Origin of the sequence: Pseudomonas baetica (assembly GCF_002813455.1) — a bacterium.
In the GTDB taxonomy this organism is placed as follows: domain Bacteria; phylum Pseudomonadota; class Gammaproteobacteria; order Pseudomonadales; family Pseudomonadaceae; genus Aquipseudomonas; species Aquipseudomonas baetica.
The window spans coordinates 5303891-5329833 of record NZ_PHHE01000001.1; the positions used below are offsets into that span (position 1 = coordinate 5303891).

At 59.5% G+C, this 25943-nt stretch carries 18 protein-coding genes, 4 tRNA genes and 1 riboswitch; of the genes, 19 read left to right on the forward strand and 3 right to left on the reverse strand.

The window, feature by feature from the left end; translation table 11 throughout:
* Position 1 precedes the first annotated feature (1 nt).
* The 3 genes from ATI02_RS24510 to argR all read left to right on the forward strand — a co-directional run bounded on the left by ATI02_RS24510 (position 2) and on the right by argR (position 3121).
* The gene (locus ATI02_RS24510; RefSeq protein WP_100847628.1) at positions 2–1114 is read left to right on the forward strand and encodes a succinylglutamate desuccinylase/aspartoacylase family protein; all 1113 of its coding nucleotides are present in this window, start codon (positions 2–4) and stop codon (positions 1112–1114) included.
* A gap of 27 nt (positions 1115–1141) precedes the next feature.
* On the forward strand, positions 1142–1906 hold the full coding sequence (locus ATI02_RS24515) for an ABC transporter ATP-binding protein (protein ID WP_003227281.1): 765 nt from the start codon (positions 1142–1144) through the stop codon (positions 1904–1906).
* Positions 1907–2140: 234 nt separating this feature from the next.
* Entirely contained in the window at positions 2141–3121 is a 981-nt protein-coding gene (gene argR, locus ATI02_RS24525; protein WP_095191413.1) for a transcriptional regulator ArgR, read from the forward strand.
* 47 nt (positions 3122–3168) lie between these two features.
* Here the strand turns inward: argR and ATI02_RS24530 are convergent, their stop codons facing one another.
* Positions 3169–8136 (reverse strand): dermonecrotic toxin domain-containing protein, encoded by a 4968-nt coding sequence (locus ATI02_RS24530; RefSeq protein ID WP_100847629.1) that lies wholly within the window; start codon positions 8134–8136, stop codon positions 3169–3171.
* 287 nt (positions 8137–8423) lie between these two features.
* Between ATI02_RS24530 and ATI02_RS24535 the strand changes: the two genes are divergently transcribed.
* From ATI02_RS24535 to astE, 7 genes are all read left to right on the forward strand, one after another.
* On the forward strand, positions 8424–9644 hold the full coding sequence (locus tag ATI02_RS24535; protein WP_100847630.1) for an aspartate aminotransferase family protein: 1221 nt from the start codon (positions 8424–8426) through the stop codon (positions 9642–9644).
* Between the two features lie 205 nt (positions 9645–9849).
* The gene (gene aruF / locus ATI02_RS24540; protein WP_100847631.1) at positions 9850–10869 is read left to right on the forward strand and encodes an arginine/ornithine succinyltransferase subunit alpha; all 1020 of its coding nucleotides are present in this window, start codon (positions 9850–9852) and stop codon (positions 10867–10869) included.
* Positions 10870–10920: 51 nt separating this feature from the next.
* On the forward strand, positions 10921–11946 hold the full coding sequence (astA, locus tag ATI02_RS24545; RefSeq protein WP_100847632.1) for an arginine N-succinyltransferase subunit beta: 1026 nt from the start codon (positions 10921–10923) through the stop codon (positions 11944–11946).
* On the forward strand, positions 11943–13412 hold the full coding sequence (astD, locus tag ATI02_RS24550) for a succinylglutamate-semialdehyde dehydrogenase (RefSeq protein ID WP_167394921.1): 1470 nt from the start codon (positions 11943–11945) through the stop codon (positions 13410–13412). The genes astA and astD overlap by 4 nt, the downstream gene beginning before the upstream one ends.
* A gap of 142 nt (positions 13413–13554) precedes the next feature.
* Positions 13555–14901, forward strand: a complete 1347-nt coding sequence (gene astB, locus ATI02_RS24555; protein WP_100847634.1) for an N-succinylarginine dihydrolase — start codon at positions 13555–13557, stop codon at positions 14899–14901.
* 57 nt (positions 14902–14958) lie between these two features.
* Positions 14959–15249 (forward strand): hypothetical protein, encoded by a 291-nt coding sequence (locus tag ATI02_RS24560; RefSeq protein ID WP_016983958.1) that lies wholly within the window; start codon positions 14959–14961, stop codon positions 15247–15249.
* 12 nt (positions 15250–15261) lie between these two features.
* Entirely contained in the window at positions 15262–16272 is a 1011-nt protein-coding gene (astE, locus tag ATI02_RS24565; RefSeq protein WP_100847635.1) for a succinylglutamate desuccinylase, read from the forward strand.
* A 152-nt stretch (positions 16273–16424) separates the two neighbouring features.
* Here astE and ATI02_RS24570 read toward each other — a convergent pair whose 3' ends face one another.
* Positions 16425–16934 (reverse strand): 6,7-dimethyl-8-ribityllumazine synthase, encoded by a 510-nt coding sequence (locus tag ATI02_RS24570; RefSeq protein ID WP_100847636.1) that lies wholly within the window; start codon positions 16932–16934, stop codon positions 16425–16427.
* Between the two features lie 101 nt (positions 16935–17035).
* Positions 17036–17208: riboswitch (FMN riboswitch) on the reverse strand.
* A gap of 275 nt (positions 17209–17483) precedes the next feature.
* On the opposite strand from ATI02_RS24570, the gene ltaE reads away from it, so the two are divergent.
* From ltaE to ATI02_RS24610, 8 genes are all read left to right on the forward strand, one after another.
* Positions 17484–18488: a low-specificity L-threonine aldolase gene (gene ltaE / locus ATI02_RS24575; protein ID WP_100847637.1), complete on the forward strand. Its 1005-nt coding sequence runs from the start codon at positions 17484–17486 to the stop codon at positions 18486–18488.
* Between the two features lie 146 nt (positions 18489–18634).
* A complete protein-coding gene (alaS, locus tag ATI02_RS24580; protein WP_100847638.1) occupies positions 18635–21253 on the forward strand; it encodes an alanine--tRNA ligase in 2619 nt (872 codons plus the stop codon).
* Positions 21254–21345: 92 nt separating this feature from the next.
* Positions 21346–22587 (forward strand): aspartate kinase, encoded by a 1242-nt coding sequence (locus ATI02_RS24585; protein ID WP_025112914.1) that lies wholly within the window; start codon positions 21346–21348, stop codon positions 22585–22587.
* A 186-nt stretch (positions 22588–22773) separates the two neighbouring features.
* Positions 22774–22962, forward strand: coding sequence for a carbon storage regulator CsrA (gene csrA / locus ATI02_RS24590; protein ID WP_002554426.1), 189 nt, complete (start codon positions 22774–22776; stop codon positions 22960–22962).
* A gap of 62 nt (positions 22963–23024) precedes the next feature.
* A tRNA-Ser gene (locus ATI02_RS24595) sits at positions 23025–23115 on the forward strand.
* A gap of 107 nt (positions 23116–23222) precedes the next feature.
* Positions 23223–23299 (forward strand) — tRNA-Arg (locus ATI02_RS24600).
* A gap of 71 nt (positions 23300–23370) precedes the next feature.
* Positions 23371–23447 (forward strand) — tRNA-Arg (locus ATI02_RS24605).
* Between the two features lie 72 nt (positions 23448–23519).
* Positions 23520–23596 (forward strand) — tRNA-Arg (locus tag ATI02_RS24610).
* Positions 23597–23615: 19 nt separating this feature from the next.
* On the opposite strand, the gene ATI02_RS24615 is transcribed toward ATI02_RS24610, so the two are convergent.
* The gene (locus tag ATI02_RS24615) at positions 23616–24134 is read right to left on the reverse strand and encodes a cell envelope protein SmpA (protein WP_100847639.1); all 519 of its coding nucleotides are present in this window, start codon (positions 24132–24134) and stop codon (positions 23616–23618) included.
* Between the two features lie 320 nt (positions 24135–24454).
* Here ATI02_RS24615 and mgtE point away from each other — a divergent pair, with 320 nt between their 5' ends.
* A complete protein-coding gene (mgtE, locus tag ATI02_RS24620) occupies positions 24455–25897 on the forward strand; it encodes a magnesium transporter (RefSeq protein ID WP_095191425.1) in 1443 nt (480 codons plus the stop codon).
* The last annotated feature ends 46 nt before the right edge of the window (positions 25898–25943 follow it).

Below are 25943 nucleotides of genomic sequence, written 5' to 3' on the forward strand. Positions count from 1 at the left end.
TATGGAACGCATCGATCATGTATTGCCGTGGAACCATTTAGGCAGCGAGCGCCAGGTTTCGGTGTTCCGCTTCGGCAGCGGCGAGCGCAAGGCCTACATTCAGGCCAGCCTGCACGCTGACGAATTGCCGGGCATGCGCACCGCCTGGGAGCTGAAAAAACGCCTCGCCAAACTTGAAGCCGACGGCTTGCTCAAGGGGGTGATCGAGTTGGTGCCTGTGGCCAACCCGATCGGCCTCGGGCAGTTGCTGCAAGGCGCGCATCAGGGGCGGTTCGAGGCCGGTAGCGGCAAGAATTTCAATCGTGATTTTGTCGAGCTCAGCGCGCCGCTGGCCGCCGGGCTGGAAGGGCGTCTGGGCGATGATCCGCACGCCAACATCCGCTTGATTCGTCAGGCGATGAGCGATCATCTGGCGGCATTGCCGCCGGCCAGCAGCCAGTTGCAAGGCTTGCAACGCATCTTGCTCAGCCATGCCTGCACGGCGGATGTGGTGCTTGATCTGCATTGCGACTGTGAAGCGGTCATGCACATGTATGCCTTGCCTCAGCAATGGCCGCAGTGGCGCTCGCTGGCGCAATATTTGGACATGAAGGTGGCTTTGCTGGCGGAAGATTCCGGTGGCAGTTCCTTTGATGAAGCCTGCTCGCTGCCGTGGCTGCGCCTGGCACGGCAGTTTCCTCAAGCACAGATTCCTTTGGCCTGCAGCGCGACGACTCTGGAGCTGGGTGGCCAGTCCGACACCGGACGTGAGCAGGCGATCAACTGTGCCGAAGGCATTCTGGCGTTTCTCGCCGAACAGGGTTTGATCGGTGGTGAATGGCCTGCCGCGCAGCACGAGGCTTGCGAAGGCATGCCACTGGAGGGCACGGAAATGCTCTTCCCGCCTCACGCGGGTGTCGTGACGTTCCTGCGCAAGCCGGGGGAATGGATTAACGAGGGTGAGGCGCTGTTTGAAGTCATTGATCCTTTGACGGATAAGGTGAGCATTGTCTGTGCCGCCACGTCCGGGGTGTTGTTTGCCGTTGAACGACTACGTTATGCCCAAGCAGGCTTCTGGCTGGCCAAAGTGGCGGGGCGCGACGCGCTGCGTCACGGCCACTTGCTGAATGACTGATCCACTGTTTTTGTGAGAACCGACCGCATGTACAAACTTGAAGTCCAAGACCTGCATAAACGCTATGGCAGTCACGAAGTGCTCAAGGGTGTTTCCCTGAAAGCGGCAGCCGGCGATGTGATCAGCATCATCGGCTCCAGTGGCTCCGGCAAAAGTACTTTCCTGCGCTGCATCAACCTGCTCGAGCAGCCGCACGCGGGCAAGATCCTGCTCAATAACGAAGAGCTGAAACTGGTGGCGAACAAGGACGGCGCGCTGAAAGCCGCTGATCCGAAACAGCTGCAACGCATGCGCTCGCGCCTGTCGATGGTGTTCCAGCATTTCAACCTGTGGTCGCACATGACCGCGCTGGAAAACATCATGGAAGCGCCGGTCCATGTACTGGGTGTATCCAAGGCCGAAGCCCGCGAAAAAGCCGAGCATTACCTGAACAAGGTCGGCGTGGCCCATCGTAAGGATGCGTTCCCGGGGCATATGTCCGGTGGCGAGCAGCAGCGTGTGGCGATTGCCCGTGCGCTGGCGATGGAACCGGAAGTGATGCTGTTTGACGAGCCGACCTCGGCGCTTGACCCGGAGCTGGTCGGCGACGTGCTGAAGGTGATGCAGGCGCTGGCTCAGGAAGGTCGCACCATGGTCGTCGTGACCCATGAAATGGGCTTTGCCCGTGAAGTGTCGAACCAGTTGGTGTTCCTGCACAAAGGTGTTGTTGAGGAAAGCGGCAACCCGCGCGAAGTGCTGGTTAATCCGCAATCGGAACGCCTGCAACAGTTCCTGTCGGGTAGCCTCAAGTAAACAGCGCTGCCGTTACGCACCAAATTAGGTCATGCTTCGCGACCTGAAGACTTGCTCGACCCCCTGTGGGAGCGGGCTTGCTCGCGAAAGTGGTGTATCAGTCGACATCATTGGTGTCTGATCTATCGCATTCGCGAGCAAGCCCGCTCCCACAATGGATCTGCGACAGTTTCGATTTCGGGCTAGCATTGGCCCTTGCCTTCATCACCGTTGTTCGTTTCGGATCGCCCGCCCATGACTGCCCATCGAATTGGTTTCCTGATTTGGCCCAGCACTAAAGCTCTGACTTTGGCTCTGGCGGAGGAGGCCTTGCGCGTTGCGCAGCGGGTGCACCCGGACGTGGTTTACGAACTGTCGTTCTTGCAGGCCGAGCCGCCCGTCGAAGGTGCCTGGCAGTTGCCCGGCGAGCCGTGGGCCGGCAAGCTGGAAAACTTCCAGAAACTGTTCCTGCTCGCCGACGAGCCGCCCACCGCGTTGGCCTCGCCACTGAGCAGCGCGCTCAAGCAACTGGTGCGTGCCGGTTGCGTGATCGGTGGCTTGTCTGCCGGTGTCTACCCGTTGGCGCAACTGGGTTTGCTTGACGGTTATCGCGCTGCCGTGCACTGGCGTTGGCAGGATGATTTCGCCGAGCGTTTCCCGAAGGTCATCGCCACCAGCCATCTGTTTGATTGGGATCGCGATCGCCTGACCGCGTGTGGCGGCATGTCGGTACTCGACTTGTTGCTGGCGGTGCTGGCCCGTGACCATGGTGCGGAACTGGCCGGAGCGGTCTCGGAAGAGTTGGTGGTCGAGCGCATCCGCGAGGGCGGTGAGCGTCAGCGTATTCCGTTGCAGAACCGTCTCGGCTCCAGTCACCCCAAGCTCACCCAGGCGGTGTTGCTGATGGAAGCCAACATCGAAGAGCCGCTGACCACCGACGAAATCGCCCAGCATGTGTGCGTGTCCCGTCGGCAGTTGGAGCGGATCTTCAAGCAATACCTCAACCGCGTGCCAAGCCAGTATTACCTGGAACTGCGCCTGAACAAGGCCCGGCAGATGTTGATGCAAACGAGCAAGTCGATCATCCAGATCGGCCTGTCGTGCGGCTTCTCCTCGGGGCCGCATTTCTCCAGCGCCTACCGCAACTTCTTCGGTGCCACGCCACGGGAAGATCGCAACCAGCGGCGCAGTAGCAGCCCGTTTGAATTGTCGTCGGTACCCACCGAGCGCGGTTGAAGGGTCAATGGTCATGAGCAAGCGACCTCGCCCATGAGCGTTTGTGCCTAGCGCCTTACCAGGCGCTCCTGGCCTCCAATACCCAGATCATTGCCCGTACGCCGGTAATAGGCGTTGATGCGTTCCACGCTTTGCGCGTTGAACGGATTGTTGCCAAAGTTCATCAGGTGCTTGGCATCGACCTCCATGAGTTCGACGGGCATTTCGCTGATTGCGTTACTGCTCAGGTCAATCAGTGTCCAGTTGCCCATGGCCAATAAGCCGGTCGGGACCTCGGTGATGCCGGTTGAACTCAGATCCAGCAGCGCCAGATTGCTCATGGCGCTTACCTGGGGCGTGCGGCCCAACGGGTTGTCACGAAGACTGAGCATCTCCAGTTGTTCCATGCCGGCCAGGGCGTCCGCGCTGGCTTCGGTCAACGTGATTGCGCATTCAGGCAGGTTCAGCGCACTCAGTTGTGGCATGGCGAAAACCGCCTGCGGTATGTCGTCCAGTCGGTAACCGCGAATCGTCAGCTCTTGCAGTTTGGTAAAGCGCTCGAGAAAGCCACCGACGCGGGTGACGAAGTTTTCCGGGCTGGTCAGGTACAGCGTGGGCACGTGGCTGAAGTCCGCTGTCAGCACCGGCAGATCACCCATGATTGCGGTATGTGAAGCGAAGCCGTATTCACCTTCAGGCGCATCGGTTTTCGGTATTTGCCGCCAGCAGTCTTCCAGCGTGCTCTGGAATTCGTTACGCCGCATCTGCTCGGCGCTGATCTCGGCTGCACTGAGCGGGGCGCCACTGACGGGGTGAGTCAGCGGCGTGTTTTGCGACCACTCGCGCAGGTCAACCAGCAACTGTTCAAGCTCGGCCTTGCGCCGTAGCAGTTCCGCCCGACCGTCAATCAGGGTGCCGGGCAATTGATAGACAAAATCGCTCGCCTCTTCCTTGTCCAGATTGGGATACAGCTCTTGGGTCTGAACGATATCCGCCTGATCGACCAGCACTTCGAAACACTGCCCGGTTCGTTGGTAGTGCGTTTTGATCTGCTCGCGAGCGGCGTTGCTCAGGTGTGGATTGTTGGCAAAGCTGATGCCGTCGCTGCGCTCGGAAGACAATTCGAAGAGCCAGTCCGGCAGCTCGCTGATGTTGTTGTCGTCAAACACGCCAATGCTCAACTGCGGGTGATTTTGCAGGCCCTCGGGGACGTGGCTGATACCGGTGTTGCTGAGTTCCAGAAGGTACAGCTTCGGCATGCTTGCGATGTCGGGTGGCAAGTTTAGTTGTGGGTTTTTCGACAAGTCCAGAAACCTCAGCGCGCGCAGCGATGAGAGGATTGTTTGGCTGGCCGGGGTGAGCACCAGCTCGCATTCGCTCAAGATCAGGTCATTGAGTGCCGGCATTTGCGAGAGTGCCTCTGGCACGCCGGGCAGCTTGAAATCGATCAGGGCCAGGCGCCGCAGTTCGCTGAACTGCTGCAAAAACGCATTGACGCCGGTTGTCCCGGAGTGGCCGTCCAGAGTCACCGCACTGATATGGCTGAAGTCCCCGGACAGGACGGGCAGGTCGCCCAGTATCGGCTGGGAGAAATTGATGATGTGGCCGGATGCAGGGCCTTCTTCTTCATCATGAAAGGCGGTTTCCCTGCGCCACGCGCGCATGATCTGTGTTCTTAGCGCTCGGCGATTGCTGATTTGCGCGGAGGTTTGCCAGGCATCGAGTGCTTCTCCGGTGATCGGGTGCAGGGCCGGCGGATTGTTGGCCCAGATTTGCAGCTCATGTTGCAGTTGAAGGTATTCGTCAGTCAGTCGTGACAGCACGGCGCGCGGATTCGATCCGAGGTGGCGCAGCATGGTCGCAATTTCCCTGTCGCTCAGGGCTGGATACAGCAGGCGGATTCGCTCCTTCAGCGAGAGCACTTCGGGCGTCACCCGGGGGTAGCCCGCCCGGCCCAACAAGCGCAGGGCATCGACCTGCGGTTCGACAGGCTGGATGTTCAGGGCGATGCGAAGCGCATCTCGCGCCAGTGGTTTTTCCTGCACCAGCCGTTTGAGTTTCTCTGCTTCGCCGATGTTCAGCTTCAGTGCATCACGCTGTGCGTCGGGCAGTGCTCGCAGCACGCTGTCGTACAGATCCGATGTCCCGTGCAGCGGCTGACCCTGACTGTCGAAAGGTTGGTATCGAGCGCCGTCCTGTCGCACCAGCACTTTGTGAATGGGCGCATTGGCGTGACCGATGCTGTCCAGTTCCGGGCCGTCGAATGATCCTTGGCGCACATCAATGCGAACCTCGTGGGACCAGCCGGGCAGCGTTTCCAGGCTGTGCAGCGCCAGCACGTCGGTTTGCGCCGGTTCCACCGACGCCAGAGCCAGCCCTTCATAAGCACGGGTCACCAACACCTCCTGCCTGACGAGTCGGGTGAGTTTCTCCAGCCGTTCGGGCAATTGGCCCTGGGCGATCTGCAGCACTTCGCGTCCGCTGGCGTTGTGCAGCATTTCCTGCGCCACGCTGAGGGGTAATGGCGGATCGCTTTGCACAAGTGTCTGCACCTGAGCGTCGGCGCTTTGTTCGAGCAGCCGGTAGCGCGATTCAAACAGTGCGCTGCGTTGCGCTCGCGCGATCTGCGCCAGGGTGTCGCGCAGGTTGCGCGTACGCCAATCAAGAGACTTGAACGGCTTGCCGAACTCCTCGTTTAACAATTGGCCGATTTGGTTTTCGGTGAGCTGTTGCAGCAACGTTTTGAGTACGTCGCCGTCCGCCAACTGGTTTTGACGAAGCTCGATGAGTCGACTGTATTCACTCGCTGAGGATTGCCAGAGCACCTGTCCCTGGCTGTCCAGCAGGCGTAGCGCCTGGTCTTTCGGCCAGCGCTCGGCTTCGCTGAGGAGTTGCAATTGTGTGGCCGGATCAGCGCTCAGGTATTGCTCAGGTACGTCACTGGCGATCTGGTCGATGAAGCGTTGCAGATCCTGATCAATCCTGAAGCGTTTGAGGGTGTCGGCCAGCAGTGGCGGCGGTGCTTCTTGATTGACATGCATTTTGCGCAAGGCATCTTCGGAGCAGCCGCTGACTTGAAGAATCTGTTCGCGCTGTGCGGGCGCAATGGCGTCGACAACAGGCCCGATACGTTGCAGCAGCGTGTCCTTTTCCCAGCTCAGCGGTTGTTCGAGTTCGGTGTGCCAGGCGCCGTGACCATTGTCGCGCAACACCGGTTTGTAAGCGTCGGGGCGGGAGGGATGTTCGATTCGATAGCTGTGGCTGTGCGGATCCTGGCTGACCTCGAAGTGATCGCCGTCCAGGCGCAGCACCTGTTTGCCCTGATGTTCGTGCAGACCCAGTGCGTTGGGGGTGGAATTCTCGGGCAGCGAAATTTTCTGTTTGTAAGGCGTGAGGTCGGGCTTCCAGTAGGTTTTCTTGCCCTTGGCGCCGCGAACGGATTTGAAGCGGTCGATGAACTGCACGATTTCGCGTGGCAGTACCCGGCGATACTCACTGGCAATCACCGCGCCACCGGCGACAAACAGGCCCAATTGCAGCAGTGCTTCGGTCATCGCCATCAAGTGCTCAAAGGCTTCGCTGGTTTGCCCCTCTGCCCAGTCAACGATGCCTTCAAACGTTTCGTCGAGTATTTGGAACGCCATGTACGCCATCATCAATTCGCCAAGAAATGGCACAAACGGCATGGCGACAAATGACGCAATGTTGAGCAGGGTCTGGGCGATATCGACCACGGAGTCCCAGAACGCCCAGCGCGCTTTTTGATCGACCCTCGCCGTCGGCACGGCAATGACGCGCGCATCATTGAGAATCTTGTCCAGATTGCTGTGGTAAAGCTGCTGCCAGAGATCACCGCTGATCACCGACGCCTCGAGATGCAGGTCGGGGTTGTCGATGGGCTCGCTTCGCCACGCGGGCAGTCCGCTGCCGGGTGCGGGTGAATGAAGCGTCAACTGGCTCAGGCAGCGGTTCAGTTCACTGAAGAAGTGACCGCGTTGTTCATGCGCGACGAACCTGCTGAAAAAGTGCTGGTAGTCGGGCGAGCGCAGTTGTCGGGTGAGTTCAGTGGCAAATTCGCTGGATGAGGCATATTCCTTGAGCGGATGTTCGGGGTCGTCCGGGATGTACACCACCACGGGCGTGGTTTCGCGGCTTCGTTGCAAATCTGCGGCAAACACCCGAATGGCGCTCAGTGGCGTGGCCAGTAGCGTCAACTGGTGACACAGGACCGGCAAGCGATTGAAGCGCAAACCTTGCAGCCCATCGAGCAAACCTTCGATCGTCCGCGCAAAGCCTTCCTGGATGTCGTTGTTCATCCGTGCGTATTGCAGCGCTGCCTTGAATGCCGCTTGTTGGCTGGCATCGACTTTTCGCCGTAGCGCAGCGGCCACCTTCGGGTCGTTCAGACCCAGTTGCTCGTTGAGGTGCTGTTGATACAGGCGACCGATGTCCAGCTCCCGGCACAGCCGGGTGAATGCCGGGATCCCCAGGGTTTTATCGAGCGAGGGCAGCGTTTCGAATCGGCCAGCCTGATCCGGCTCGGTGATGAACGCCGAAGCGGGTTCGTACGCCCCCTCAAGTGTTTCGTGCTCTTCGAAGTTGTGCAGGGCGGCGTCAAGCAGCGACACCGTCCAGGTGCGCGCAGCGCCCAATGACAGCGAGGTATAGAGGCGCAAACAGGTTTTGCGCACGTCCAGGTCGGTGATGCCGAACTGCGCGCGCAGTGCTTCGAGCAGCAACGGCTCGGCGAACGTAGCGGCGTCCTGCAGCTTTGCCAGTTGCCGGTCGACCTGGTTCTGCGCGATCCAGTGGCGGGCATTGAGCTTCTTCAGTGTGTCGTGGTGCCTGGCCGGCTGGGCCTTGAGCTTGCTGTCGAGCCTTGGGGCGGTGCGGCGTAACGCCTGGCGCCTGGCCGCGGCTGCGCGGGTCAGCCAGTCGGGCATGCAGTCTTGCAGGGGCGCGTAATGCTCGTCGTGGTGTGCGGGCTGCCAGCTCTGCTCGGCATCAATTGGCAGATCTTGTGGGTCGGGTCGCAATGGAGAAGTCCTTGAACGGAGGGTTTTGATGTTCAAGGGAAACAAACGCTGCGCAGGGTCGTGCGGTACATATTTATAGGGCCCTTGCGAGGCTGTCTGTAAACTGGCACGCCGGTTTAAACTGCGCCTTTGCGACCCTATATGTCGCATTGCCGTAAACCCGGGAAAATCCGGGGTTTGCGCTATAAGAAGTTGTCGCTTGGCGACAAGGCCGGGCTGAAAACTGTCCTTACAATCCTCACCAAGCTCGCCAGTTTCAGGCGGGTGCTTCTCATCAGGAGACTCCGATGTCCGTTGAGCACGCTGCGGTACAACGCGCCGATTTCGACCAGGTTATGGTTCCCAACTACGCGCCTGCCGCTTTCATTCCGGTGCGTGGCGCCGGTTCCCGCGTCTGGGATCAGGCCGGCCGCGAGCTGATCGACTTTGCTGGCGGCATCGCCGTCAACGTATTGGGCCACGCGCACCCGGCGCTGGTCGGTGCGCTGACCGAGCAAGCGAACAAGCTGTGGCACGTTTCCAACGTGTTCACCAACGAGCCCGCCCTGCGCCTTGCGCACAAGCTGATCGACGCCACGTTCGCCGAGCGCGTGTTCTTCTGCAACTCCGGCGCTGAAGCCAACGAGGCCGCGTTCAAGCTGGCCCGTCGCGTGGCGTTCGACCGTTTCGGCAGCGAGAAGTACGAAATCATCGCCGCGCTGAACAGCTTCCACGGCCGTACCCTGTTCACCGTTAATGTCGGTGGCCAGTCGAAGTACTCCGACGGTTTCGGCCCGAAAATCACGGGCATCACCCACGTTCCTTATAACGACCTGGCGGCGCTGAAAGCCGCGGTTTCCGACAAGACCTGCGCGGTCGTGCTGGAACCGATCCAGGGCGAGGGCGGCGTACTGCCGGCCGAACTGGCTTACCTGCAAGGTGCCCGCGAACTGTGCGACGCGAACAACGCGCTGCTGGTGTTCGACGAAGTGCAGACCGGCATGGGCCGCAGCGGCAAGCTGTTCGCCTACCAGCATTACGGCGTGACCCCGGACATCCTCACCAGCGCCAAGAGCCTGGGCGGCGGTTTCCCGATCGCGGCGATGCTGACCACCGAAGCGCTGGCCAAACATCTGGTCGTCGGCACCCACGGCACCACCTACGGCGGCAACCCGCTGGCGTGCGCTGTCGCGGAAGCGGTGATCGACGTGATCAACACCCCTGAAGTGTTGAATGGCGTGAATGCCAAGCACGACAAGTTCAAGACCCGTCTGCAGCAGATCGGCGAGAAGTACGGCCTGTTCACTCAGGTGCGCGGCCTCGGTCTGCTGATCGGTTGCGTGCTGAGCGAGGCCTGGAAAGGCAAGGCCAAGGACATCTTCAACGCCGCTGAAAAAGAAGGCCTGATGATCCTGCAAGCCGGCCCGGACGTGATCCGTTTCGCCCCGAGCCTGGTGGTGGAAGACGCCGACATCGATGCTGGCCTCGACCGCTTCGAGCGCGCTGCCGCAAAACTGACGCAAGCCTGATAGACCCTTCGACGCCTGAGCTTCTCGGGCGTCGATCAAAATTTTTGATACCGGGCGAACTCCATTGTGGGAGCGAGCCTGCTCGCGAAGAGGGCGTGTCAGTCAACATTTTTGCTGACAGATAGACCGCTTTCGCGAGCAGGCTCGCTCCCACAGTATCCGGTGTTTTTTTCAGTAAATTTTTATAAGAGAAAGGAGTGACACCATGCTGGTGATGCGCCCCGCGCAAATGGCTGATCTGGGCGAGGTACAGCGTCTGGCTGCGGACAGCCCGATTGGTGTCACTTCCTTGCCGGATGACGTGGAACGTCTGAGCGACAAGATCGCCGCGAGCGAAGCCTCGTTTGCCGCCGAAGTGAGCTTCAACGGTGAAGAGAGTTACTTCTTCGTCCTCGAAGACACCGCCACCGGCAAACTGGTCGGCTGCTCGGCCATCGTTGCTTCGGCCGGTTACTCGGAGCCGTTCTATAGCTTCCGTAATGAGACCTTCGTCCACGCCTCCCGCGAGCTGAAGATCCACAACAAGATCCACGTGCTTTCGCAATGCCACGACCTGACCGGCAACAGCTTGCTGACCAGTTTCTACGTGCAGCGTGAGTTGGTCGGTTCGCCCTGGTCGGAACTCAACTCCCGTGGTCGCCTGCTGTTCGTTGCCAGCCACCCGGAGCGTTTCGCTGATTCGGTAGTGACCGAGATCGTCGGTTACAGCGACGAGAACGGCGACTCGCCATTCTGGGACGCCATTGGTCGCAACTTCTTCGACCTCAACTATGCCGAGGCCGAGCGCCTGTGTGGCCTGAAGAGCCGCACGTTCCTCGCCGAGCTGATGCCGCATTACCCGATCTACGTGCCGCTGCTGCCGGATTCCGCTCAAGAAGCGATGGGCCAGGTGCACCCGCGTGCGCAGATCACCTTCGACATCCTGATGCGCGAAGGCTTCGAGACCGATCACTACATCGACATCTTCGACGGTGGCCCGACCCTGCATGCACGTGTTTCGGGGATCCGTTCGATCGCCCAGAGCCGTGTGGTGCCGGTGAAGATCGGCGAGCCGGTCAAAGGTGCCGGGCGCCAGTATCTGGTGGCCAACGCGCAGTTGCAGGATTACCGCGCCGTGTTGCTTGAGTTGGACTACGCGCCGGGCAAACCGGTGACGCTGGATATGGAAGCGGCCGAAGCCCTGGGCGTCGGTGAAGGTGCCAGCGTGCGCCTGGTGGCGGTTTAACGCCTTAGCGAGTTTCACGGGTGGCGAAGGCGGCCCGTTTGAGGAGATAGCATGATTGTTCGTCCCGTACGCAGCAGCGATTTATCCGCGCTGATCGACCTGGCCCGCAGCACCGGCACCGGCCTGACCACATTGCCGGCCAACGAAGAACGCCTGACCCACCGGGTCGGCTGGGCCGAGAAGACCTTTCGCGGCGAAGCCGGCCGTGGCGACGCGGACTACCTGTTCGTGCTCGAAGACGACGACGGTCGCGTGGTGGGGATTTCTGCCATTGCCGGCGCCGTCGGCATGCGTGAGCCGTGGTACAACTTCCGTGTCGGCCTGACCGTCAGCGCCTCGCAAGAGCTGAACATCTATCGCGAGATTCCGACGCTGTTCCTCGCCAACGACCTGACCGGCAACTCCGAGCTGTGCTCGCTGTTCCTGCACGCCGATTACCGCACTGGCCTCAACGGTCGCATGCTGTCCAAGGCGCGGATGCTGTTCATCGCCGAGTTCCCGGAACTGTTCGGCAACAAGATCATTGCCGAGATGCGCGGCGTGTCCGATGAAGCCGGCCGTTCGCCGTTCTGGGAAAGCCTGGGGCGCCACTTCTTCAAGATGGAATTCAGCCAGGCCGATTACCTGACCGGTGTCGGCAACAAGGCCTTCATCGCTGAACTGATGCCGAAATTCCCGCTGTACACCTGCTTCCTGTCGCCCGATGCGCGCAACGTCATCGGTCAGGTTCACCCCGACACCGAGCCGGCGCTGGCGATGCTCAAAAGTGAAGGTTTCAGCTATCAGGGTTACGTCGACATCTTCGACGCCGGCCCGGCCATCGAATGCGAAACCAGCAAGATCCGCGCAGTGCGTGACAGCGAAGCGCTGGTGCTGGCCATTGGTACACCGGGCGATGACGCTACGCCGTTCATCATCCATAACCGCAAGCGCGAAGATTGCCGCATCACCGCTGCGCCGGCCCGTCTGGCCGCCGGCACTCTGGTGGTCGATCCGCAGACCGCCAAACGTCTTCAACTCAACGCGGGCGATCAAGTGCGCGCCGTGGCGTTGTCCGCTGCTCGGGAGTCGAAATAATGAATTCGCTATACATCGCAGGTGAATGGCTGGCCGGTCAGGGCGAAGCTTTTCAGTCGCTGAACCCGGTGACCCAGCAAGTGCTGTGGTCGGGGGAGGGCGCCACCGCCGCTCAGGTCGAGTCGGCCGTGCAGGCTGCGCGTCAGGCTTTTCCGGGCTGGGCACGTCGTTCGCTGGACGAGCGCATCAGTGTTCTCGAAGCGTTCGCTGCTGCGCTGAAAAACCACGCCGACGAACTGGCCCGCACCATCGGTGAGGAAACCGGCAAGCCGTTGTGGGAAGCCGCGACCGAAGTCACCAGCATGGTCAACAAGATTGCGATCTCGGTACAGAGCTACCGTGAACGTACCGGCGAGAAGAGCGGCCCGCTGGGCGACGCCACCGCTGTACTGCGCCACAAGCCGCACGGCGTGGTCGCGGTATTCGGCCCCTACAACTTCCCCGGTCACTTGCCCAACGGCCATATCGTGCCGGCGCTGCTGGCCGGTAACAGCGTGTTGTTCAAACCCAGCGAGCTGACCCCGAAAGTCGCCGAGCTGACGGTCAAGTGTTGGATCGAAGCCGGTCTGCCGGCCGGCGTTCTGAACCTGCTGCAGGGCGCGCGCGAAACCGGCATCGCGCTGGCGGCGAACCCGGGCATCGACGGTTTGTTCTTCACCGGCTCCAGCCGCACCGGCAATCATCTGCACCAGCAATTCGCCGGGCGTCCGGACAAGATTCTGGCGCTGGAAATGGGCGGTAATAACCCGCTGGTGGTCGATCAGGTCGCGGATCTGGATGCAGCGGTTTATACGATCATTCAGTCGGCGTTCATTTCTGCCGGCCAGCGCTGCACCTGTGCCCGCCGTCTGCTGGTGCCGCAAGGCGCGTGGGGCGACAGCCTGCTCAAGCGTCTGGTTGAGGTCAGTGCGACGATTGAAGTCGGCGCATTCGATCAGCAACCGGCGCCGTTCATGGGCTCGGTGATTTCCCTCGGCGCGGCGAAAGCGCTGATGGATGCTCAGGAAAATCTGCTGGCCAACGGCGCGGTGTCGCTGCTGGCGATGACTCAGCCGCAGGCGCAATCGGCGCTGCTGACGCCGGGCATTGTTGATGTGACGGCTGTGGCCGAGCGTCCGGATGAAGAACTGTTCGGTCCGCTGCTGCAAGTGATCCGCTATACCGATTTCGCTGCTGCGATCAGCGAGGCCAACGACACCGCTTACGGTTTGGCCGCCGGTCTGCTGTCCGATTCCGAAGATCGCTATCAACAGTTCTGGCTGGAAAGCCGCGCCGGTATCGTCAACTGGAACAAGCAGCTGACCGGTGCCGCGAGCAGCGCGCCGTTTGGCGGTGTCGGTGCCTCGGGCAACCATCGCGCCAGCGCTTACTACGCGGCGGATTACTGCGCGTACCCGGTGGCCTCGCTGGAAACGCCGAGTCTGGTGTTGCCTGCCACCCTGACACCCGGCGTGAAGATGGCGTGATGCCCATTCGCGAGCAGGCTCGCTCCCACATTGGAATGCATTTCCCTGTGGGAGCGAGCCTGCTCGCGAAGGCCGCGCCTCGGTCGCACTGAACAGTTAGTTACTGAAGCCTATAACAACAGATTCTCGTGGAGCCTCGCTGATGAAATCCTATGAAGTCAATTTTGACGGTCTAGTGGGGCCGACCCATAACTACGGCGGTCTGTCCTACGGCAACGTTGCGTCCCAGAGCAACAGCCAGCAATCGTCGAATCCGAAGGAAGCGGCGCTGCAAGGCCTGGCAAAAATGAAAGCGCTGATGGAAATGGGCTTTCAGCAAGGCGTGCTGGCGCCACAGGAGCGTCCGGACGTGGCCGCTCTGCGCCGTTTGGGTTTCAGCGGCACCGACGCTCAAGTGATCGAACGCGCCGCCAAAGAAGCCATGCCGCTGCTGGTCGCCAGTTGCTCGGCGTCGAGCATGTGGGTAGCCAACGCCGCCACGGTCAGCCCGAGTGCCGACACCGCAGACGGTCGCGTGCATTTCACCGCCGCCAACCTCAACTGCAAATATCACCGCAGCATCGAGCACCCGACCACCAGCCGTGTACTCGGCGCGATGTTCGCCAATCAGCAACACTTCGCCCATCACGCCGCATTGCCGGCGGTGGCGCAGTTTGGTGATGAAGGCGCAGCGAACCACACGCGTTTCTGCCGCGAGTACGGCGAGGCCGGTGTCGAGTTCTTCGTGTTCGGTCGCAGTGCCTTCGACAACCGTTTCCCGGCACCGCAAAAATACCCGGCGCGTCAGACCCTCGAAGCCTCGCAAGCGGTTGCCCGTCTGCACGGTCTGCGTGAGGAAGGCGTGGTTTACGCGCAGCAAAACCCGAACGTAATCGATCAGGGCGTGTTCCATAACGACGTGATTGCTGTGGGCAACGGCGAGGCGCTGTTCTACCACGAAGACGCGTTCCTCGACACCGAACAGATGCTGGCCGAACTGCAAGGCAAGCTCGCCAAGGTTGGCGGTAACTTCCAGTCGATCTGCGTGCCACGTTCGGCGGTCACCGTGGATGACGCCGTGCGTTCGTACCTGTTCAACAGCCAGTTGCTGTCGCGTCCTGACGGTTCGATGCTGTTGATCGTGCCGCAAGAGTGCCAGGCTAACGAGCGCGTGTGGGCCTACCTGCAAAGCCTGACCAGCTCCGGCGGGCTGATCCGCGAAGTGAAAGTCTTCGATCTGAAGCAGAGCATGCAGAACGGCGGTGGCCCGGCCTGCCTGCGACTGCGCGTCGCGCTCAACGAAATTGAACTGGCGGCGGTCAACCCAGGCGTTATCATGACGGCCCCGTTGTACGGTTCATTGACCGCATGGGTCGAAAAGCACTACCGCGACCGCCTGAGCGAAACCGATCTGGCGGACCCGCAATTGCTGCTTGAATGCCGGACGGCACTGGATGAACTGACGCAAATCCTTAAACTGGGCGCGGTTTATCCATTCCAGATCAATTGATGGCCGGCACGCCGCCTGAACGCGGCGCGCGGCTTGTCTCCCCAAGAGAGTAAAAACATGAGCGATTCCCTGCAGCTGATCCTTGAAGACACCGACGGCACGCAACTGCAAACCTCGTGCACCCGCGTCGCGGTCATGTGGCAAGGCAAAGAGCTGTGGATCCAGCAGGACGGCCGCGGCCAACTGCTGATCGGTGTGGACGTCGAAGAAGGTGACGCCGAGTACGCCAACCTGCTGCTGCGCCCATTGGCGACTAATCTGGTAAGTCTGCAACTGGAAATGGAACCGGCTGACGTCGGCGACGACGAAGACCACGTGCACGGTCCGGATTGCAACCACGATCACTAAGGAAACCGCTCTATGCTCGCCCTCGGCAAACTGCTTGAACTGACCCTCGCCGGCCGTGAACCGGCGGAGAAGACTCAACTGACTGTCGAAGGCGTGCGCATGCGCTGGCTGAGCGAAGGTGCGCTGGAAGTCCGGCCACCGCAAGCGCGCGACAATGGCCTGGACCTGCTGCTGTCGGCGGGTATCCATGGCAACGAAACAGCGCCGATCGAGTTGCTTGATCGGCTGCTGCATGACATCGCTCGCGGCGACCTGAAGCCGCGCGCACGCATTCTGTTCCTGTTCGGCAATCCCGAGGCGATTCGCAAAGGCGAGCGCTTCATCGAGCAGGACGTCAATCGGCTGTTCAACGGCCGTCACGAACAAAGCAGCGGCAGAGAAGCGCTGCGTGCCTGTGAGCTGGAACGGCTGGCGGCGAGCTTCTTCAGCCTGCCGGATCGCCAGCGGTTGCATTACGACCTGCACACCGCCATTCGCGGCTCGAAGATCGAGCAATTCGCCCTGTATCCGTGGAAGGAAGGTCGCCAGCATTCCCGTCAGGAGCTGGCACGTCTGCGCGCTGCGGGCATGGAGGCGGTGCTGTTGCAGAACAAACCGTCGATCGTGTTCAGCTCGTATACCTACGACAAGCTCGATGCCGAGTCTTTCACGCTGGAATTGGGCAAGGCGCGGCCATTCGGGCAGAACGATGGAGTCAACGTTTCGCTGCTGGAAACCCGTCTCAAGCAGATCATCGAAGGCACCGAGCCGGAGCGGGCAGAGCAAGGGCTGGATGGTTTGCAACTGTTCAGTGTGGCGCGGGAAATCATCAAGCACAGCGATGCGTTCCGCCTGAACCTGCCGGCGGACATCGAGAACTTTTCTGAATTGGATGTGGGTTATGTGCTGGCCGAAGATCTGGCCAATACCCGTTGGGTCATCGAGGAAGAGGGCGCGCGCATCATCTTCCCCAATCCCAAGGTCAAGAACGGCTTGCGGGCGGGCATCCTGATTGTCCCGACCGGCGACGAAAACCTCGCCTGATAGCGACATCTGAATCGGCACAAAACCAATGTGGGAGCGAGCCTGCTCGCGAAAGCGGTCTACCAGTCAACTTGTCGTCGGCTGGCTATCCCTCTTCGCGAGCAGGCTCGCTCCCACATTTGACTTGAGTGAGGTTAAAAACTCACTCGACGTTACACGGCGACAGCACGCGGCTCTGTACGACGCAGCGCACGAACCTTCTGCAGCGTATCCGCGCAAGTCCGTGCCGCTTCCTGACCCTTGTGCACAAAGTGCTCAAAGAAGAACTTCTGATGCTCTTCACCGGCATGGAAGTGATGCGGGGTCAGGGATACCGAGAACACCGGCACTTCCGTTTCCAGCTGCACCTGCATCAGGCCGCTGACCACCGACTGAGCGACGAACTCATGACGGTAGATGCCGCCGTCCACGACCAGGGCTGCCGCGACGATGCCGGCGTAACGACCGGTCTTGGCCAGCAGCTTGGCGTGCAGGGGCATTTCAAAGGCGCCGCCGACTTCGAAGAAGTCGATGTCCGATTCCTGATAACCCTGAACGAGCATTTCGGCGAGGAAGCCTTTGCGGCTTTGGTCGACGATTTCCTTGTGCCAGCAGGCCTGGATGAACGCAACGCGCTCGCCGTGAGGGTGTTTGCTTTTGCTATCGATAGCGGTGGGTTGCATGTTCTGACTCCTGTTTGTGTGAAAAACAGGGCGTTATGAATCGAAAGGGATTCAAGGGTACGCGCGAGCGCAGAAGCGCACGGACGGCCCTTTGGCGTTAATCCCGTTCTCTCTTCATCCGGACTATGACCGTCGGCCCCGGGATCACACCGGGTCTGCTGACCTTGCCGCCGTGCACCGCCCAAAGCCGTGTCCGTCGCCAAGCGCTCGCGGGCTATGCGCATTGCGCGCAATTACCGCCGGTGGGGAATTGCACCCCGCCCTGAGAACGTTTTCGCCGCCCTTTTGTCGGCGGCGCAGCGTTTTTAACACATATTTTCGGGCCCTGCACAGAACCGGTGGGAGCGAGCCTGCTCGCGAAAGCAGTGTGTCAGTCAGTAGATGTGTCACTGAAAGACTGCTTTCGCGAGCAGGCTCGCTCCCACATGGATGGCGTGTTCTCAAGAAGTAACCTGACCTTTTCGCGCTCAAGGGTTGATTAATCGGCGCGATGACCGCAGTAATTCACCTTCATAAAGGGATTTCCCCTGCTGACTTGAGGCCAGGTTCATGAGCGTTATCGATCTTCGCAGCGACACCGTCACTCAACCGACTCCCGCCATGCTCGACGCGATGAGCAGCGCCGCCACCGGTGACGACGTGTACGGCGAAGATCCGACGGTCAATCGTCTGGAAGCCGAACTGGCAAAACGGCTGGGTTTCGCCGCTGCGCTGTTTGTGCCGACCGGCACCATGAGCAACCTGCTCGGGCTGATGGCGCATTGCGAGCGCGGTGACGAGTACATCGTCGGCCAACAGGCGCACACCTATAAGTACGAGGGCGGTGGTGCGGCAGTGCTGGGTTCAATTCAGCCGCAGCCGCTGGAAGTGCAGGCCGACGGCTCGCTGGATCTGGATCAAGTGGCCGCCGCGATCAAGCCGGATGACTTCCACTTTGCCCGCACCCGACTGCTGGCGCTGGAAAACACCATGCAAGGCAAGGTGCTGACGCTGGAGTATCTGGCCCGGGCACGCAAGTTCACTCAGGACAACGGTCTGCAACTGCACCTGGACGGCGCGCGCTTGTACAACGCGGCGGTCAAGCTGGGCGTTGATGCCCGGCAAATCACTCAGCATTTCGATTCGGTGTCGGTGTGCCTGTCCAAAGGCCTTGGCGCGCCGGTCGGCTCGGTGTTGTGCGGTTCGGTCGAGTTGATCGGCAAAGCGCGTCGTCTGCGCAAAATGGTTGGCGGCGGTATGCGTCAGGCCGGATTGCTGGCAGCGGCGGGGCTGTACGCGCTGGATCACAACGTCGAGCGTCTGGCGGATGACCACGCCAATGCGCAATTTCTTGCCGAAGGCCTGCGTGGTGCAGGCTTTAGCGTCGAGCCGGTGCAGACCAACATGGTTTACGTGCAAATGGGCGACAAAGCCGAGGCGATCAAGGCATTTGCCGCCGAGCGCGGAATCAAATTGAGCGCCGCCGCGCGTCTGCGCATGGTCACGCACATGGACGTCAATCGCTCGCAAATCGAGCAAGTGATCGCGACATTTGTCGAGTTTTCGCGCAAGTGACAGCGTTAGCCGTCCAATTGACCGTTTCTATCGTATAAACACGCTGTACCCCGCGCGCAGGGCCGATATAATGCGGCCCTTTGCCGTCGCTTCGTCTGTTGACGTTTCGCACAGGCCTTTGGCCGCAGCCTCCGTGGAAGAACCTAATGAAAAGCGCAGAAATCCGTGAAGCCTTCCTTCGCTTCTTCGAAGAGCAAGGCCACACCCGTGTAGCCTCCAGCTCTTTGATTCCGGGCAACGATCCAACCCTGCTGTTCACTAACGCGGGGATGAACCAGTTCAAGGACTGCTTCCTGGGCCAGGAAAAACGTGCGTACACCCGCGCAACCAGCAGCCAGAAATGCGTGCGTGCCGGTGGCAAGAACAGTGACCTGGAAAACGTCGGTTATACCGCTCGTCACCACACATTCTTCGAAATGCTCGGTAACTTCAGCTTCGGTGACTATTTCAAGCACGACGCGATCACCTTCGCCTGGACCTTCCTGACCGGCGTTCTGAAACTGCCGAAGGAAAAACTCTGGGTCACCGTTTACGCCTCCGACGACGAAGCGTATGACATCTGGACCAAAGAGATCGGTGTGCCGGTCGAGCGCATGATCCGCATCGGCGACAACAAAGGCGCGCCGTACGCCTCCGACAACTTCTGGACCATGGGCGATACCGGCCCGTGCGGCCCGTGCACCGAGATTTTCTACGATCACGGCGACCACATCTGGGGCGGCCCACCGGGCTCGCCGGAAGAAGACGGCGACCGTTACATCGAGATCTGGAACAACGTATTCATGCAGTTCAACCGCACCGCCGATGGCGTGTTGCATCCGTTGCCAGCGCCGTCGGTGGATACCGGCATGGGCCTGGAGCGGATCAGTGCGGTGATGCAGCACGTCAATTCCAACTACGATATTGACCTGTTCAAGAACCTGCTGAAGGCCTCGGCTGAAGCCATCGGTTGCGAAAACGGCGATCAGTCTTCGCTGAAAGTGGTGTCCGACCACATTCGTTCGTGCGGCTTCCTGATCGCCGACGGCGTGCTGCCATCCAACGAAGGTCGTGGCTACGTACTGCGCCGGATTATTCGTCGCGCCTGCCGTCACGGCAACAAGCTCGGCGCCACCGGCAGCTTCTTCTACAAGATCGTCGCGGCGCTGGTCGCCGAGATGGGCGAAGCGTTCCCGGAACTTAAAAAGCAGCAGAGCAACATCGAGCGCGTACTCAAAGCCGAAGAAGAGCAGTTCTCCAAGACTCTGGAGCACGGCCTGAAGATTCTCGAGCAGGATCTGGCTGAACTCAAAGGCACCGTGGTGCCAGGCGACGTGGTGTTCAAACTCTACGACACCTACGGTTTTCCGATGGACCTGACCGCGGACATCGCCCGCGAGCGCAGCCTGACTGTCGACGAAGCCGGTTTTGAGCGTGAAATGGAAGCCCAGCGTGTTCGTGCGCGCTCGGCCAGCTCGTTCGGTCTGGACTACAACACGCTGGTCAAGGTTGATGTGGCCACCGAGTTCACCGGCTACAAAGACACCAGCGGTTCGGCGAAAATTGTCGCTATCTATAAAGAAGGCCAGTCGGTCGACGTCTTGAATGAAGGCGAAGAGGCGGTGATCGTTCTGAACCAGACGCCGTTCTACGCTGAATCCGGCGGCCAGATCGGTGATTGCGGTTATCTGCAGGCGAGCAACGCGCGTTTCGACGTTCGTGACACCACCAAGACCGGCGGCGCCTTCCTGCACCACGGTGTGCTGGATTCCGGCAGCCTGACCATCGGCGCGCCCGTGGAAACCCACGTCGATGCCGAGGTGCGTCACGCGACTTCGTTGAACCATTCGGCCACCCACTTGCTGCACGCTGCATTGCGCCAGGTGCTGGGCGAGCACGTTCAGCAGAAAGGTTCGTTGGTGGATAGCCAGCGTCTGCGTTTCGACTTCAGCCACTTTGAAGCGATCAAGCCTGAGCAGATCAAAGCGCTGGAAGACATCGTCAACGCCGAGATTCGCAAGAACTCCGCTGTTGAAACCGAAGAAACCGACATCGAAACCGCCAAGCAGAAAGGCGCGATGGCGCTGTTCGGCGAGAAGTACGGCGACAACGTGCGTGTGCTGAGCATGGGCGGCGATTTCTCCGTCGAGCTGTGCGGTGGCATCCACGCCAACCGTACCGGCGACATCGGCCTGCTGAAAATCATCAGCGAAGGCGGTGTGGCATCGGGCGTGCGTCGTATCGAGGCAGTCACCGGTGCCGCGGCACTGGCCTACTTGAACGCCGCAGAAGAACAACTCAAGGAAGCGACCAGCCTGGTCAAGGGCAGCCGCGACAACCTGATCGACAAGCTGTCGGCTGTGCTGGAGCGCAATCGCCAACTGGAGAAGCAACTCGAGCAGTTGCAAGCCAAGGCGGCCAGCGCTGCGGGCGACGATCTGTCGAGCGCGGCACTGGACGTCAAAGGCGTGAAGGTTTTGGCCGCACGTCTGGATGGTCAGGACGCCAAGGCGCTGCTGGCGCTGGTCGATCAGCTGAAAAACAAACTCGGCCGCGCAGTGATCCTGCTCGGCAGTGTCCATGAGGAAAAGGTCGTTCTGGTTGCGGGCGTAACCAAAGACCTGACTGGCCAACTCAAAGCCGGTGATTTGATGAAACAGGCTGCTGCGGCAGTGGGCGGGAAGGGCGGTGGTCGTCCGGACATGGCGCAGGGCGGCGGTATCGACGCCGGCGCGCTGGATGGAGCACTGGCGCTGACCGTTCCATTCGTCGAGCAAGCTTTATAAGACGGTCCGTCGGGCGCGCAGTCTAGTGGCGGGCCCGGCGGCTGTTTGAGTTGATTATTTGGGCGCCCTTCATGGGCAGAGGCGGCTTTGAAATGGCTTTGATCGTACAGAAATTTGGAGGCACCTCGGTCGGCACTGTCGAGAGAATCGAGCAGGTCGCCGACAAGGTTAAGAAATTCCGCGATGCCGGCGATGACCTGGTGGTCGTGTTGTCTGCAATGAGCGGCGAAACCAACCGTCTGATCGATCTGGCCAAGCAAATCAGTGGTGACGTGCAACCGGTTCCGCGTGAACTGGACGTGATCGTTTCCACCGGTGAGCAGGTGACGATTGCCCTGTTGGCCATGGCGCTGATCAAGCGCGGTGTGCCGGCGGTGTCGTACACCGGTAATCAGGTGCGGATTCTGACGGACAGTGCGCACAATAAAGCGCGTATCTTGCAGATTGATGACCAGAAGATTCGTGGTGATCTGAAGGCGGGCCGCGTTGTCGTAGTCGCCGGTTTCCAGGGCGTCGACGAGCACGGCAACATCACTACGCTGGGTCGTGGCGGTTCCGACACTACCGGTGTGGCACTCGCTGCTGCGCTGAAGGCTGACGAATGCCAGATCTACACCGACGTCGATGGTGTCTACACCACCGACCCGCGTGTCGTGCCGGTCGCTCAGCGTCTGGACAAGATCACCTTCGAAGAGATGCTGGAAATGGCCAGCCTCGGTTCCAAGGTGCTGCAGATCCGTGCGGTGGAATTCGCCGGCAAGTACAACGTTCCGCTGCGCGTACTGCACAGCTTCAAGGAGGGTCCGGGCACCCTCATTACTATTGATGAAGAGGAAACCATGGAACAGCCGATCATTTCCGGCATCGCTTTCAATCGCGATGAAGCCAAGCTGACCATCCGTGGCGTGCCAGACACCCCGGGTGTGGCGTTCAAGATTCTCGGCCCGATCAGTGCCGCGAACATCGAAGTCGACATGATCGTGCAGAACGTTGCGCACGATAACACCACCGACTTCACCTTCACCGTGCACCGCAACGACTACCAGGCCGCACAGACCGTGCTGGAAAACACTGCTCGCGAGATCGGTGCCCGTGAAGTGGTTGGCGACACCAAGATTGCCAAGGTCTCGATCGTTGGCGTCGGCATGCGTTCCCACGCAGGCGTGGCCAGCCGCATGTTCGAATCCCTGGCGAAAGAAAGCATCAACATCCAGATGATCTCGACGTCGGAAATCAAGGTTTCCGTGGTGATTGAAGAGAAATACCTGGAACTGGCCGTGCGCGCTCTGCACACGGCTTTCGAACTGGATGCTCCGGCCCGTCAGGGCGAGTAATTCCGTTTCTTGAAGGGCGCGGTCGGACCGCGCCCTTTATTTTTGAATGGCGCGAGCCCTGAACTGTTCTTTTGCTCGTGCTGGTCAATACTCAGGCATGTAGGGCTACGATCGCTCCGGTTGTAGGTCGGGTGCCTTTTTTTTGCAGACTGTTGTCCCTGAAATGAAATGCGTGAGGAGAAAGGTATGCTGATTCTGACTCGTCGGTGCGCAGAAAGCCTGATTATCGGTGATGGAGAAATCACCGTGACCGTGCTCGGCGTTAAAGGAAATCAAGTGCGCATCGGTGTGAACGCTCCGAAAGAGGTTGCCGTGCACCGTGAGGAAATTTACCTGCGTATAAAGAAAGAGAAGGACGAAGAACCAAGCCATTAATTTTTATCGATTTTTATGTTTGCAAACGGGGAAAAGGTTGGTTAAGATACGCCCCGTGTTGCGGAGAGCTGGCCGAGTGGCCGAAGGCGCTCCCCTGCTAAGGGAGTACACCTCAAAAGGGTGTCGGGGGTTCGAATCCCCCGTTCTCCGCCATTATTTGCTTAGTACGTCGTAATCTGGCTTTTTCTGTAAGTTGTTGAAATTATTAGAAAAAGTGGTTGGAATAGAGATTAGACGGGCTATAATGCGGCGCAACAAATGCACTCGTAGCTCAGCTGGATAGAGTACTCGGCTACGAACCGAGCGGTCACAGGTTCGAATCCTGTCGAGTGCACCATTTAAGAGTCAGTTACAGCGATGTAAATGACTTGGCTCCAACCAGATGTGATCTGGTCTAAAAACACAAATGCACTCGTAGCTCAGCTGGATAGAGTACTCGGCTACGAACCGAGCGGTCACAGGTTCGAATCCTGTCGAGTGCACCATTTAAGAGTTGTTTGCAGCAATGCAGGTGACTTGGCTTCAATCAGTTGTGGTCTGGTTTAAAAACACAAAATGCACTCGTAGCTCAGCTGGATAGAGTACTCGGCTACGAACCGAGCGGTCACAGGTTCGAATCCTGTCGAGTGCACCATATACCGAAAAGCCCGCGTTTAACGCGGGCTTTTTGCTTTCTGCGATTTGGCTTTCCCTTTCACGCATCCCTTCTCATCGAAATCGACTTGAGCACTTCGGCCTCGTTTGAGGTCGTACCGATAGCTCGTCGTCGAAGTCCGAATATTGACCTTGTCCGGTTTGCCGAGCGCGCTTTCGACGTCCTGCTGGTTCATGCCGGCAATGATGCGTCGATTGATGATCGCTTCGCGTCGCTGTCTGGCATCTATCAGATTTGCGCACTTGTCTTGCGCGCGCCCAACAATACCCGGTTCTCGACCGCGGGCTTTCATACCGGATTTTTCTTCGTGGTCGTGCTCCGGCATGATCGCTACGACCGATCCGGGCGAGTAGGGGTGTACTTCCTGAACTGAGCGTTGTTCACCGCTCGCACAACTCATGCTGGTGAAAGTGACGCTGCCGTCGGGCGCTTCACATCGGTGAAGGCTGGTCGCTGCCCCGGCGGGCGGTAGGCAGAGCAGGCTGGTGAGTACAAAACGAGTTGTTTTCGATGGCATTCGACGTCCTCCATGACGATCTATGCTCAAGGGTAGTCGCTGCATTTTTCATTGTCGGTGTGTTTTCTTTTCAGGATGAGTCGTCGCATCTGCATGGATCAGGACGGCGCTCAGTTTGTTTCGCAAGCGCTTGTTTCGGCCACGATTTTTTAACGTTTAAAACCGTCAGGCGGTGTATCATTGCGCCCGTCAGCCCCGCCGGGGCTTATGGAATACCTCCATGGACTTACCCAGTAGTTACTCAGTACCCCGTTTCACCAATCATGAATTGACTGATTGAATCTTCCGGCGTGCCCCGCTGCTGGGAGTGGAGTTCGCCTATGTCTGAAATCGAAGTAAAGAAAACACAGGAAAGCCTGCAGGATCGCCTGGCTCAAGTCGTCGAGCTGCTGCAGCGTCAACGGGTCGTCGAAGACCTGACTCATCGCCAGGAAGGCGCTCATCACGACCGGGTCGAAAACCTGGTTCACCGGCAAAATCTCGTCGAGCTGCAACGCAAGCTCGATGATCTGCACTCCGCCGACGTAGCCTACATTCTCGAAGCCTTGCCACTGGACGACCGTCTGACGCTCTGGCAGTTGGTCAAGGCTGATCGCGACGGCGACATTCTTCTCGAAGTATCCGATTCCGTCCGTGAAACACTGATCGCCGACATGGACGATCACGAGCTCCTGGCTGCTGCCAAGGACATGGATGCCGACGAACTCGCTGATCTGGCCTCCGAGCTGCCGCGAGATGTCGTCCATGAGTTAATGGAGACGCTGGACCAGCAACAACGCGAGCGAGTGCGCTCGGCCTTGTCTTATGACGAGGAGCAGGTCGGTGCGCTGATGGACTTCGAGATGGTGACCATTCGTGAGGATGTCAGTCTTGAAGTGGTTTTGCGTTACCTGCGGCGTCTCAAAGAGTTGCCCGGTCATACCGACAAACTGTTTGTGGTCGATTACGACGGCGTGCTCAAGGGTGTGCTGCCGATCAAGCGTTTGCTGGTGAACGATCCGGAGAAACAGGTTGCTGAAGTAATGGCCAGCGATCCGGTGAGTTTTCATCCGGATGAAGATGCTTATGACGCTGCTCAGGCGTTCGAGCGTTACGACTTGATCTCTGCCCCGGTGGTCGACAAAAACGGCAAGCTGATCGGCCGTCTGACCATCGATGAAATGGTCGACCTGATTCGTGAGGAAAGCGAAAGCGAAGTCCTCAATATGGCAGGTCTTCGTGAAGAGGAAGACATCTTTGCTTCGGTCTGGAAATCCTTGCGCAACCGTTGGGCATGGCTGGCGGTGAACTTGGTCACTGCGTTTGTCGCCTCGCGTGTGATCGGTCTGTTTGAGGGGTCGATCGAAAAGTTGGTAGCGCTGGCGGCATTGATGCCTATCGTAGCGGGTATTGGCGGTAACTCCGGCAATCAGACGATCACCATGATCGTTCGTGCGATGGCACTCGATCAGGTCAGTACCGGCAACACATCGCGACTGATGCGCAAGGAACTGGCCGTGGGCTTGATCAATGGCTTGGTCTGGGGCGGGGTAATCGGTGTGGTCGCCTATCTGCTTTATGGCAGTTGGTCGCTGGGTGTGGTGATGACCGCAGCGATGACACTCAACTTGCTTCTGGCGGCGCTGATGGGGGTGTTAATCCCTATGACTCTGGCCAAGTTGGGTCGTGATCCGGCGATGGGGGCCAGTGTGATGATTACTGCCATGACCGACAGTGGTGGCTTTTTCATCTTCCTCGGGTTGGCCACGATCTTCCTGCTCTGATTTGTTGTAATAGAAAGCCCGCGCTCATTGGCGGGCTTTTTTATGT